Below are 12833 nucleotides of genomic sequence, written 5' to 3'. Positions count from 1 at the left end.
CCGCCCGGAACGCGAACCGCCCCCGTCCGGCGTGGGGGCCGGGACAGGGGCGGGGTCTCGCGGGCGCGTACCGCGCGGGCGGTCAGCCCTGGTGGGGGTACGTGTAGTCGGTCGGCGCGACCAGGGTCTCCTTGATGGCCCGGGTCAGGGTCCAGCGCTGGAGGTTCTGCGGGGCGCCGGCCTTGTCGCACGTACCGGAGGCGCGTCCGCCGCCGAAGGGCTGCTGGCCGACGACGGCGCCGGTCGCCTTGTCGTTGATGTAGAAGTTGCCCGCGGCGTAGCGGAGCTTGTCCATCGTGTGGGCGGCCGCCGCGCGGTCGTTGGAGATGACGGCGCCGGTCAGGGCGTAGTCGGAGACCGACTCCATCTGCTCCAGCATGGCGTCGTACTCCGCGTCCTCGTAGACGTGGACCGCCAGGATCGGGCCGAAGTATTCGGTCCTGAAGACCTCGTTCTCCGGGTCGGTGCAGGCGATGACCGTCGGGCGTACGAAGTAGCCGACCGAGTCGTCGTACGTGCCGCCCGCGACGATCGTGCACGTCGGGTCGGCCGCGGCGCGGTCGATCGCCGCCTTGTTCTTGGCGAACGAACGCTCGTCGATGACAGCGCCGATGAAGTTCGAGAGGTCGGTGACGTCACCCATCGCGATGGCGTCGACCTCGGCCGCGAACTCCTCCTTGAAGCCGGAGTTCCAGATGGAGGCCGGGACGTACGCACGCGAGGACGCGGAGCACTTCTGACCCTGGAACTCGAACGAGCCACGGGTCAGCGCGGTCTTGAGGACCTTGCGGTCGGCGCTCGGGTGGGCGACGACGAAGTCCTTGCCGCCGGTCTCGCCGACGATGCGCGGGTACGAGCGGTACTTCTCGATGTTGTTGCCGACCGTCTTCCACAGGTACTGGAAGGTCTTGGTCGAGCCGGTGAAGTGGATACCGGCCAGGTCGCGGTGGTTGAGGGCGACCTCGGAGACCGCGATGCCGTCGCCCGTGACCAGGTTGATGACGCCCTTGGGGAGGCCGGCCTCCTCCAGGAGCTCCATCAGCAGGACGGCCGCGTGGGTCTGCGTCGGGGACGGCTTCCAGACGACCACGTTGCCCATCAGGGCGGGAGCGGTCGGCAGGTTGCCCGCGATGGCCGTGAAGTTGAAGGGCGTGATCGCGTAGACGAAGCCCTCCAGCGGACGGTGGTCCAGACGGTTCCACACGCCCGGGGAGTTCGCCGGCGGCTGCTCGGCGAGCAGGTCACGGGCGTACTTGACGTTGAAGCGCCAGAAGTCGATGAGCTCGCACGGCGTGTCGATCTCGGCCTGCTGGACGGTCTTCGACTGGCCGAGCATCGTCGAGGCGGCCAGCGTCTCGCGCCACGGCCCGGACAGCAGCTCGGCGGCGCGCAGGATGATCGCGGCGCGGTCGTCGAAGGACATCGCACGCCACGCCGGAGCGGCGGCCAGCGCGGCGTCGATCGCGTCCTGCGCGTCCTGCTGGGTGGCGTGGGCGGCGGTGCCGAGCACGGACTTGTGGTTGTGCGGCTGTACGACGTCGAAACGCTCGCCGCCGCCCATCCGCTTCTCACCGTTGATCGTCATCGGGAGGTCGCGAGCGTTTTCGGCCAGCTCCTTGAGCTTGGCCTCCAGACGCGCACGCTCCGGGGAGCCGGGGGCGTACGAGTGGACCGGCTCGTTGACCGGGGCGGGGACCTGGGTTACTGCGTCCATGAGTTCCGTGACTCCTTAGTTCTTGGTGATCATCGAGCGGACGAAGAACAGCAGGTTGGCCGGCTTCTCCGCGAGGCGCCGCATGAAGTACCCGTACCAGTCGGTGCCGTACGCGGTGTACACACGCATCCGGTGGCCCTCGGCCGCGAGCCGCACATGCTCTTCGCTGCGGATCCCGTAGAGCATCTGGAATTCGTACTCATCCAGTTTGCGCCCAGCGCGGCGGGCGAGCTCCTGGCTGATGGCAATCAGTCGCGGGTCGTGCGACCCGATCATCGGGTACCCGTCACCGGCCATGAGGATCTTCAGAATCCGGACGTACGCCTTGTCGATCTCGGCCTTGTCCTGGAACGCGACGGTGGCCGGCTCCTTGTAGGCGCCCTTGACGATACGGACGCGGCTGCCGGCGCCGGACAAGCGGCGCGCGTCGTCCTCGGTGCGGAAGAGGTACGCCTGAATCACACAGCCGGTCTGCGGGAAGTCCTTCCGCAGCTCCTCGTGGATGGCGAACATCGAGTCGAGGGTGGTGTGGTCCTCGGCGTCCAGCGTGACCGTGGTGCCGATCTCCGCGGCGGCCTCGACCACCGGACGGACGTTGGCCAGCGCAAGCTCGTGGCCGCCCGCCAGCGCCTGGCCGAACATCGACAGCTTCACCGACATCTCGGCCCTCGCGCCCAGGCCGAGGTCCCTGAGGTGCTCGATCAGCTCCAGGTACGCGTCACGGGCGGCGAAGGACTGCTGGCGGGTCGTGATGTCCTCGCCCACTACGTCCAGGGTGACTTCCAGCCCCTTGTCGGCGGCGTCCCGGACGATCGGAATGACCTGGTCGACCGTCTCACCGGCGATGAACCGGGCGACGACCTGTTTGGTGCCCGGGGCAGCCGACACGAAGCGGCGCATTCGGTCGCTGCGCGACGCGGCGAGGATCACGGGACCCAGCACGGGCACCTCCACGGGAAAGGCTCGAAGGGGGCCGCGACCAGGAGAATTCGGTACGGCACGCATAACCACCGTGAAATCTAAGGATTGCTCGCATCCTCAGCCATCGACAGCTGTCACGCATCCGTGGCCTCTATCTCATACAGATGTCTGAATGGATGCGAGAATGGGAAGCGTGAAAGGCGATTACCAGGACCTGGTCGACGAGATCTCGGCGCTGCTCGGTGCCCCCGCGACGCTGGAGGACCGGGACTTCAAGCTGATCGCGTTCGGCGCGCACGACAGCGGCAGCGGCTTCGACGAAGCAACCCTGGACCCGGTCCGTACGCGTTCGATCCTCACCCGGCGCTCGACGGCGGAGGTGCGGGCCTGGTTCGAGAAATTCGGCATCGCGACCGCGGAAGACCCCGTGTACATCCCGGCCGACCCCGCCGCGGGCGTCCTGCGCGGCAGGCTGTGTCTTCCTGTACGCCATCGGGGCACCGTCTACGGCTATGTATGGCTGCTCGCCGGGGACGGCGAAGGGCCGCCGGCCCCCGTCCCGGGTCCTGCGATGGCGGTGTGCGCCCGGATCGGGGCGCTCCTGGCGGACGAGGCCCGCGCCCGCGCCGACCTCGGCCCGCATCTGCGGACGCTGCTCGTCTCGGACTCCGCCGAGCGCCGGGCCGATGCGCTGGACTCGCTGCGTACGGCCCTTGGCGACGGGGGTACGTACGCCCTGCTGTGCGTCGCGCCGTGGGCGGATCCGGTGCCGGGCGCGCGTACGGTCCCGGGCGCGGCAGCTCTCTGCCTGCTCCCGGTGCCCGGTCCGGCCGGTCCCCGCCTCGCGGCGCTGATCCGGCTCCGTACGCCGACGGACCTCGCCCCCGCCCACCAGGCGGCCACGACCCTGCTCGCGGTGGCGGGCCCGGTCGTAGGCATCGGCAACCCTGCACGCACACTGGACGACCTGCCGGGCGCCTGGCGCGAAGCCTCGGCCGCGGCCCGCGCGGCGCTGGCGCGGCCCCATCTCGGCCCGGTCGCGGAGTGGTCGGCGATCGGCCCGTACCGCCTGCTGGCCGCACTCCCGGACAGCGGCCCCGGTCACCCCGTGGACCCTGCCGTACGCCCCCTGCTCGAACCGGCACACGCCGAACTCGCCCGCACGGCGGAGGCATTCCTGGACTGCGCGGGCCAGGCGGGCCGCACGGCATCGGCCCTGAACATCCACCGCCAGACGCTCTACTACCGCCTGTCCCGCGTGGAACAGCTCACGGGCCTGAACCTCCACGACGGCGAGGACCGTCTACTGCTGCACATGTCGCTGAAGGCGGCACGCCTGTAGCGCCTGGGTCGGCCAGGGCGCTTCTCTCCGGTACCCGCCCCACACAGCAACGCACCCGGTGCCTGGACGATCGTCCAGGCACCGGGTGCGCACCGCGTACGTGCGGGAACTCAGTCCGAGAGGTTCACGAACCGCGCCGAAGACGCGCCGATCTCGTCCGCGATCTCCGTGAGAACCGCCGCCGGGACCGTGTCGTCGACCGACAGAACGGCCAGCGCCTCCCCACCCTGATCCGCGCGCGAGACCTGCATGCCCGCGATGTTCAGGCCGCCCTCCCCGAGGATCCGGCCGACCGTACCGACGACACCGGGACGGTCCTGGTAGCTCAGGACGACCATGTAGTCGGCCAGTGTCAGGTCGATGTCGTGCTCGCCGATCCCGACGATCTTCTGGAGGTGCTTGGGGCCCGACAGCGTGCCGGAGACCGAGACCTCCTCACCGTCGGAGAGCGTGCCGCGCACGGTGACGACGTTCTTGTGGTCCGGGGACTCCGAGCTCGTCGTGAGCCGGACCTCCACACCGCGCTCCTGCGCGAAGAGCGGCGCGTTGACATACGAAACGGTCTCGTCGACGACGTCCTCGAAGACACCCTTCAGGGCGCTCAGTTCGAGCACCTTGACGTCGTGCTGGGTGATCTCGCCGTACACCTCGACATCGAGACGCACCGCGACCTCGCCCGCCAGCGCGGTGAACATCCGGCCCAGCTTCTCGGCGAGCGGCAGACCGGGGCGTACGTCCTCGGCGATGACACCGCCCTGGACGTTGACCGCGTCCGGCACGAGCTCACCGGCGAGCGCGAGACGCACGGACTTGGCGACCGCGATGCCCGCCTTCTCCTGCGCCTCGTCGGTGGAGGCACCGAGGTGCGGGGTGGCGACGACCTGGTCGAACTCGAACAGCGGGGAGTCCGTGCAGGGCTCCTTCGCGTACACGTCCAGACCGGCGGCCGCGACGCGGCCCTCCTTGAGGGCGGAGGCCAGCGCCTCCTCGTCGACGATCCCGCCGCGCGCGGCGTTGACGATCCGGACCTCCGGCTTGACCTTGTGGAGCGCGTCGTGGCCGATGAGGCCGAGCGTCTCGGGGGTCTTGGGGAGGTGGACCGTGATGAAGTCCGAGACTTCGAGCAGCTCGTCGAGCGAGAGCAGCTTGACGCCCATCTGGGCGGCCCGCGCGGGCTGCACGTAGGGGTCGTACGCCACGATCTTCATGCCGAAGGCCGACATGCGCTGCGCGACGAGGACACCGATGCGGCCGAGGCCGACGACGCCCAGCGTCTTCTCGCTCAGCTCGACGCCCGTGTACTTGGAGCGCTTCCACTCGCCGTTCTTGAGGGCGGTGTTGGCCTGGGGGATGTTGCGCGCGGTGGCGACGAGCAGGCCGCAGGCGAGCTCGGCGGCGGTGACGATGTTCGACGTCGGCGCGTTGACGACCATGACGCCCGCCTTGGTGGCGGCGGAGACGTCGACGTTGTCGAGGCCGACGCCCGCACGGGCGACGACGCGGAGCTTCTTCGCGGCGGCGATTGCCTCGGCATCGACCTTCGTCGCGGAGCGGACGAGAATCGCGTCCACGTCGGCGATGGCCGGCAGCAGCTCGGCGCGGTCGGCGCCGTTGCAGTGCCGGATCTCGAAGTCGGGGCCCAGGGCGTCGACTGTGGCCGGCGACAGCTCTTCAGCGATGAGTACGACAGGTTTCGAGCTCACGTGAGTCCTCACTGGTCCTTTGCGGACGGCCGTCCCGACGGCCGCAGGCGGTGGGAGGGGCTGGTCGCGTGTGAGACGCACGACGCTGTGGGCCTGACGCGTTATCTATTCAACAGTCTAGTGGCGCCGGGGGGAGCGTCTTCCGCCTCCGCGGAAGGATCACCCGTCCGTGGCTGGACGTTCTGTCCAGTTGTGCAACGGGGGGCCGCGGCGCACGGCCACGGCCCCCCGTTTCCGAGGCTTACGCCTCGTCGTTGTCGACCCAGCTCATGAGCTTGCGGAGCTCCTTGCCGGTGGTCTCCAGCAGGTGCTCGGAGTCCTGCGTCTTGTACTCGTTGTACTTCTTCAGGCCGCCGTGGTACTCGTCCATCCAGTTCTTGGCGAACGTGCCGTCCTGGATCTCGGCGAGGACCTTCTTCATCTCGGCCTTGGTCTGGTCCGTGATGACGCGGGGGCCCGTGATGTAGTCGCCCCACTCGGCGGTCTCGGAGACCGACCAGCGCATCTTCTCCAGGCCGCCCTCGTACATGAGGTCCACGATCAGCTTCAGCTCGTGGAGGCACTCGAAGTACGCGATCTCCGGCTGGTAGCCGGCCTCGACCAGGGTCTCGAAGCCCGCCTTGACGAGCGCCGAGGCGCCGCCGCAGAGCACGGCCTGCTCGCCGAAGAGGTCGGTCTCGGTCTCCTCGGTGAAGGTCGTCTTGATGACGCCCGCGCGGGTGCCGCCGATGGCCTTGGCGTACGAGAGCGCCAGCGCGAAGGCGCTGCCCGTGGCGTCCTGCTCGACGGCGGCGATCGCCGGAACGCCGCGGCCTTCCTCGTACTGACGGCGGACCAGGTGGCCCGGGCCCTTCGGGGCGACGAGGGCGACGTCGACACCGGCCGGGGCCTTGATGAAGCCGAAGCGGACGTTGAAGCCGTGGGCGAAGAACAGCGCGTCGCCGTCCTTCAGGTTGTCCTTGACGGACTCCTCGTAGACCTGGGCCTGGATCGGGTCCGGGATCAGGATCATGATGACGTCGGCCTCGGCGGAAGCCTGTGCGGGAGTGACCACGCGCAGGCCCTGCTCCTCGGCCTTCGCCCTGGACTTGGAGCCCTCGTGCAGACCGACGCGGACGTCGACACCCGAGTCACGGAGCGACAGCGCGTGGGCGTGGCCCTGGCTGCCGTAACCGATCACCGCGACCTTGCGGCCCTGAATGATGGACAGGTCGGCGTCGTCGTCGTAGAAGAGCTCGGCCACTGGGATTCTCCTTGAGTGCTGGTTGTGCGTCCCACCGTACGGCGGGGTGCGGAAGGAAGGACGGAGGGTCTCGCTATGCGAACAAAAACCACAGCGCTGTGCGAACAGCGGGACCGGCGCGCTGGGTCAGGCGGAGCGGTCGAGGGCGCGCAGGCTGCGGTCCGTGATCGACCGGGAGCCGCGCCCTATGGCGATCGTTCCGGACTGGACGAGCTCCTTGATACCGAACTGCTCCAGCATCTTGAGCATCGCTTCGAGCTTGTCGGCGCCGCCGGTGGCCTCAATGGTCACGGCCTCCGGCGAGACGTCCACGGTCTTGGCGCGGAACAACTGGACGATCTCGACGATCTGGGAGCGGGTCTCGTTGTCGGCCCGGACCTTCACCAGAACAAGCTCACGCTGGATCGCGGCAGCGGGCTCAAGTTCGACGATCTTCAGTACGTTGACGAGCTTGTTGAGCTGCTTCGTCACCTGCTCCAGCGGCAGGGCCTCGATCACGTTCACCACGATGGTGATGCGCGAGATCTCGGGGTGCTCGGTGGTCCCGACCGCGAGGGAGTCGATGTTGAACCCGCGGCGGGAGAACAGGGCCGTGATCCGCGCGAGGACGCCCGGCTTGTTCTCGACCAGGACGGAGAGGGTGTGCTTCGACATGGGCTTGAATCTCTCTCTCGTCTTCTCAGTCGTCTTCGTTGTCGCCGAAGTCGGGGCGAACCCCGCGGGCTGCCATGACCTCGTCGTTGGAGGTGCCTGCGGCGACCATCGGCCACACCATGGCGTCCTCGTGGACGATGAAGTCGACCACGACGGGGCGGTCGTTGATGGAGTTGGCCTCGGCGATGACCTTGTCGAGGTCGGCCGGGTCCTCACAGCGGATCGCGTAGCAGCCCATGGCCTCGGACAGCTTCACGAAGTCCGGGACGCGGGTGCCCGCGCTCGGCTGCTTGCCCGCGGCGGAGCCGCTGTCAGACACAGTGGCGTCCGGGCCGCTGTGCAGCACGGTGTTGGAGTAGCGCTGGTTGTAGAACAGGGTCTGCCACTGGCGGACCATCCCGAGCGCGCCGTTGTTGATGATGGCGACCTTGATCGGGATGTTGTTGAGCGCGCAGGTGGTCAGTTCCTGGTTGGTCATCTGGAAGCAGCCGTCGCCGTCGATGGCCCAGACCGTACGGTCCGGCATGCCGGCCTTGGCGCCCATGGCGGCCGGAACGGCGTAGCCCATCGTCCCGGCGCCGCCGGAGTTGAGCCAGGTCGCGGGCTGCTCGTACTGGATGAAGTGCGAGGCCCACATCTGGTGCTGGCCGACGCCCGCGGCAAAGATCGTGCCCTCAGGGGCGAGCTGTCCGACGCGCTCGATGACCTGCTGCGGAGAAAGCGAGCCGTCATCCGGCAGGTCATAGCCCAGCGGATAGGCGGTACGCCAGCGGTTGAGGTCGTTCCACCAGGCGGTGTAGTCGCCGGTGTTGCCCTCGGTGTGCTCGGCCTGGACCGCCTGGACCAGGTCGGCGATGACCTCGCGGGCGTCACCGACGATCGGCACGTCGGCGGCCCGGTTCTTGCCGATCTCGGCCGGGTCGATGTCGGCGTGGACGATCTTGGCGTACGGGGCGAAGCTGTCCAGCTTGCCGGTGACGCGGTCGTCGAAGCGGGCTCCGAGGGCGACGATCAGGTCGGCCTTCTGCAGCGCGGTGACGGCGGTGACCGCACCATGCATGCCCGGCATTCCCACGTGCAGCGGGTGGCTGTCGGGGAAGGAGCCCAGCGCCATCAGGGTGGTGGTGACGGGGGCGCCGGTGAGCTCGGCGAGGACCTTCAGCTCGGCGGTTGCGTTGGCCTTCATGACGCCGCCGCCGACGTACAGCACGGGCCGCTTGGCCGCGGTGATCAGCTTCGCGGCCTCGCGGATCTGCTTGGCGTGCGGCTTGGTCACCGGGCGGTAGCCGGGCAGGTCGTGGGTGGGCGGCCAGCTGAACGTCGTCTGTGCCTGGAGGGCGTCCTTGGCGATGTCGACGAGGACCGGGCCGGGGCGTCCGGTCGAGGCGATGTGGAACGCCTCGGCGATGGTGCGCGGGATGTCCTCGGCCTTGGTGACCAGGAAGTTGTGCTTGGTGATCGGCATGGTGATGCCGACGATGTCCGCCTCCTGGAAGGCGTCCGTGCCGATCGCCTTGGAGGCGACCTGGCCGGTGATCGCGACCATGGGGACGGAGTCCATGTGGGCGTCGGCGATCGGCGTGACCAGGTTGGTTGCGCCGGGGCCGGAGGTGGCCATGCAGACGCCGACCTTGCCCGTGGCCTGGGCGTAGCCCGTGGCCGCGTGGCCGGCGCCCTGCTCGTGGCGGACGAGGACGTGGCGAACCTTCGAGGAGTCCATCAGCGGGTCGTACGCCGGCAGGATGGCGCCGCCGGGAATGCCGAATACCGTGTCGGCTCCCACTTCCTCGAGAGAACGGATGAGCGACTGGGCGCCCGTCACGTGCTCGACAGTGGCGGCGTGGTGTCCGCCGTTGCGGGGCCGCGGCTGCGGATGGTGGGCCCCGGAGGCCTGCTCGGTCATCGGCATTCTCTTCTCGAAGCTGAGGGTATTTTACGCGGATTTGCGAAGCGCCAGTGCAACAAAAAACCCCCCGTGCCGTGAGGCAAGCGAGGGGAGCGCGCCGGTGCGGTCTGCAGGGGGTCTACTCCCTGCTTCAGCCGACGCGCTTTCCAAGTACGAGAATTCGGGTGCGCATGGCTCTGACCCTCCCTCCGGCGCACCGGGTGTGTCAAGTAGGTGGGACGGGCGTCTCACTATTTGAGCGCAATGGCGGAAGGCTGAGCGCATCGCCGCCGTTCGCGCCCACGTGGCGCACGGGAAGCACCCCGCCCGCCAGTACAGGCTGCGCAGCCCCGCCGGGCACCGGAAATTCGCCGCGCACCAGCGCGCGCCGCAGCCGGTACTCGTCGAGCGGCCCGGAGAAGGCCATGCCCTGCCCGTGCGTGCACCCCATGGCGCGCAGGGCGAGCACCTGCTCGGGTACGTCCACACCGTCCGCCACGGACTGCATGCCGAGGTCGCCGGCGATCCGGAGCAGCCCGCTGGTGATCTTGTGCAGCCGGGCGGACTCGACGACGCCCTCGACCAGGCCCCGGTCCAGTTTCAGTACGTCGATGGGGAGCCGGCGCAGCGCGTTGATGGCGGCGTAACCGCTGCCGAAGCCGTCGAGCGCGATCCGGACACCAAGTCTGCGCAGGGACACCAGGCGACGTTCCAGCTCGTCGAAGGAGATCCGCGGGTCGCTGTCGGCCAGCTCGATCATCAGTGCCCCGGACGGCAGCCCGTGCCGGGTGAGGAGGGCCTCGATCGAGCCGAGCGGAATCGACCGGTCGACGAGCCTGCGGGCCGTGAGCCGGACCGACACGGGCACTTCGTGGCCCGCGCGGTGGCGCTCGGCGGCCTGCTCGACGGCCTCTTCGAGCAGCCAGCGGCCGAGCTCGGACGTGCGGGCGCTTTCCGGGGTGTCGCCCGCGTCGGCGACCCGCAGGAACTCGGCGGGCGTGAAGAGGATGCCCTGGGCGGACCGCCAGCGCGCCTGGGCAGCGACGGAGGCGATACGGCCGGTGGCGAGGCTCACCACGGGCTGGTGAAGCAGTGCGAACTCGCCGTCGTGGAGTGCGGTGCGCAGCCGGGTGGCCAGTTCGGTCTTGCGGACCACGTCGGCCTGCATCTGCGGGGCGTACAGCTCGACGCGGTCCTTGCCGGCCGCCTTCGCGCGGTACATGGCGAGGTCTGCGTTGCGCATGAGGTCGGTGGGGGTCACGCCGGGCTCGGCGAAGGCGACGCCGATCGACGCGGCGACCCGTACCTCGTTGTTGCCGATCCGGTAGGGCTGGGAGATCGTGAGCCGCAGCCGGTCGGCGATCTCCAGGACCTGGCATTCGCGGGCGGCCTGGTCGCGGGCGCCCTCGCCGAGGATGAGGGCGGCGAACTCGTCGCCGCCGAGCCGGGCGGCGGTGTCCCCCGCCCGTACGGAGTCCTGGAGGCGGCGGGCGGCCTGGATCAGCAGCTCGTCGCCGGCTTGGTGGCCGATGGTGTCGTTCACCGCCTTGAAACCGTCGAGGTCGATGAAGAGCACGGCGGTGCCGGGGTCGCCGTGCCTTCGGCCGCCGAGGGCCTGGCGGACGCGGGCGGTGAACAGGGCGCGGTTGGGCAGGTCGGTGAGCGGGTCGTGCTCGGCGTTGTGCTGCAGCTGGGCCTGGAGACGGACCCGTTCGGTCACGTCGCGGCTGTTGAAGATCAGGCCGCCCTGGTGCCTGTTGACGGTGGACTCGACATTGAGCCACTCCCCCGTACCCGACTTGAACCGGCATTCGATCCGGGTCGTCGGCTCCTCGGCGGGAGGAGCGGCGAGGAACCGGCGGACTTCGTGGACGACTCTCCCCAGATCCTCGGAGTGGATGAGCGAGGCGAGCTCGGAACCGATGAGTTCTTCGGCCTCGCGTCCGTAGACGCCGGAGGCGGCGGGGCTGACGTACCGCAGTATGCCGGTGGGTGCGGCGATCATGATGACGTCGCTCGATCCCTGCACCAGGGAGCGGAAGTGGTTCTCCTTCTGCGCCAGTTCCTGGGTGAGGGAGATGTTGTCGAGGAGCATGATCCCCTGGCGTACGACCAGGGCGAGCACGACCGTGCAGCCGGTGAGGACGACCACCCGGTCGGGGCGGCGGCCCTCGATGACGTTGTACAGGATGCCGAGGGTGCAGACCGCTGCGGCGAGGTACGGCGTGAGGGCGGCGAGTGAGCCGCCGATGGGGCGGCTGCTCGGGTTGCGAGTGCTCCGGCCGTGCGGAGCGCCCTCCCCCCACTGCCCCGCGCGGCGCGCGCCCCAGGGCGCGTAGGCGAGGAGCAGCGAGCCGGCGAACCAGCCCGCGTCGAGGAGCTGGCCCGAGCGGTAGTCCTCGCGCAGCAGCGGCGAGGTGAACAAGGCGTCGCACAGCACGGTCAGGGCGAGGGCGGCGATGGCGGTGTTGATCGCGGTGCGGTTGGCGTTGGAGCGCCGGAAGTGCAGCGCGAGGACCATGCTGACCAGTGCGATGTCGAGCAGTGGGTACGCGAGCAGGAGCGCGGCGTGGGCCACGCTCTTGCCCTCGAACTGCGCGGTGTGCGCGAGGGCGAGGCTCCAGGAGAGGGTGAGCAGCGAGCCGCCGATGAGCCAGGAGTCCAGCGCGAGGCAGACCCAGCCGGCTCTGGTCACGGGACGCTTGGCGAGGACGAGCAGCCCGACGATGGCGGGCGGCCCGAAGCAGAGGAAGAAGAAGTCCGCGAACGAGGGCGAGGGGACCGGAAGGTCCAGCACCACCTCGTACCAGCCCCAGACGGCGTTGCCACAGGCGGCCATCGCGGAGGAGACCCCGAACAGCAGCCAGGCGGGCCGAAAGCGGCTCTCACGCGCGCGTGCGTAGAGGCAGCAGGAGACCGCGGCGACCAGGGCGGCGGCGGCGAGACCGAAGTCGCCCATCACGAGGGCCACTTCGGGGGAGCCCCAGCCGAGGCCCGCGCCCGTGGCGTACCCCCCGCAGACCAGGGCGAGGAGAACCTGGGAGCGCAGACCCGCCCCGCTGCCGGGCACCGACTGCCGCCGTCCGGTCAGGAGCGCTCCCGGGGCACTCACCGGGCCACCTTCGCGGGCGCGGGCGGCTCGGCGGGCGCCTGAGGCGATACGGGCATTGGCGGTGCCTGCGAATCCTGTCCGCCCGTCGGATCGCACGAGGGTCGCCGCCGGTGGCCCCGCCGCGTCGGATCGTTGGTCCATTGGCCGTGCATCGCCCGTCGCCCCCCTCACAGTCCGCTCGCTCCCCGGCGCCGTGACAGTGCGCGGCGCAGCCCCTAAGTCCGGACGATACACCAAAATCGTCACTCAGGGACATAGT

8 protein-coding genes are annotated in these 12833 nt (G+C 69.6%); 1 reads left to right on the top strand and 7 read right to left on the bottom strand.

The window, feature by feature from the left end:
• Positions 1-82 precede the first annotated feature (82 nt).
• Together pruA and PXH83_RS22195 are read right to left on the bottom strand one after the other, a co-directional pair.
• On the bottom strand, positions 83-1714 hold the full coding sequence (gene pruA, locus PXH83_RS22200) for an L-glutamate gamma-semialdehyde dehydrogenase (protein WP_274562284.1): 1632 nt from the start codon (positions 1712-1714) through the stop codon (positions 83-85).
• Between the two features lie 15 nt (positions 1715-1729).
• A complete protein-coding gene (locus PXH83_RS22195) occupies positions 1730-2656 on the bottom strand; it encodes a proline dehydrogenase family protein (RefSeq protein ID WP_274562282.1) in 927 nt (308 codons plus the stop codon).
• 163 nt (positions 2657-2819) lie between these two features.
• On the opposite strand from PXH83_RS22195, the gene PXH83_RS22190 reads away from it, so the two are divergent.
• Entirely contained in the window at positions 2820-3977 is a 1158-nt protein-coding gene (locus tag PXH83_RS22190) for a PucR family transcriptional regulator (protein WP_274562280.1), read from the top strand.
• A 110-nt stretch (positions 3978-4087) separates the two neighbouring features.
• On the opposite strand, the gene serA is transcribed toward PXH83_RS22190, so the two are convergent.
• The 5 genes from serA to PXH83_RS22165 form a co-directional block, all read right to left on the bottom strand.
• The gene (gene serA, locus PXH83_RS22185; RefSeq protein WP_274562278.1) at positions 4088-5680 is read right to left on the bottom strand and encodes a phosphoglycerate dehydrogenase; all 1593 of its coding nucleotides are present in this window, start codon (positions 5678-5680) and stop codon (positions 4088-4090) included.
• A gap of 241 nt (positions 5681-5921) precedes the next feature.
• A complete protein-coding gene (ilvC, locus tag PXH83_RS22180; protein ID WP_274562276.1) occupies positions 5922-6923 on the bottom strand; it encodes a ketol-acid reductoisomerase in 1002 nt (333 codons plus the stop codon).
• Between the two features lie 126 nt (positions 6924-7049).
• Positions 7050-7577 carry an acetolactate synthase small subunit gene (gene ilvN / locus PXH83_RS22175; protein WP_138896396.1) on the bottom strand — a complete coding sequence of 176 codons (528 nt, stop codon included), beginning with the start codon at positions 7575-7577 and terminating at the stop codon, positions 7050-7052.
• Between the two features lie 25 nt (positions 7578-7602).
• Positions 7603-9486, bottom strand: coding sequence for an acetolactate synthase large subunit (locus PXH83_RS22170; protein WP_274562270.1), 1884 nt, complete (start codon positions 9484-9486; stop codon positions 7603-7605).
• Between the two features lie 202 nt (positions 9487-9688).
• Positions 9689-12574, bottom strand: coding sequence for a putative bifunctional diguanylate cyclase/phosphodiesterase (locus PXH83_RS22165; RefSeq protein ID WP_274562958.1), 2886 nt, complete (start codon positions 12572-12574; stop codon positions 9689-9691).
• Between the last annotated feature and the right edge of the window lie 259 nt (positions 12575-12833).

Source organism: Streptomyces spiramyceticus (assembly GCF_028807635.1).
Lineage (GTDB): Bacteria > Actinomycetota > Actinomycetes > Streptomycetales > Streptomycetaceae > Streptomyces > Streptomyces spiramyceticus.
This window is presented reverse-complemented; position numbering and strand designations above follow the sequence as displayed.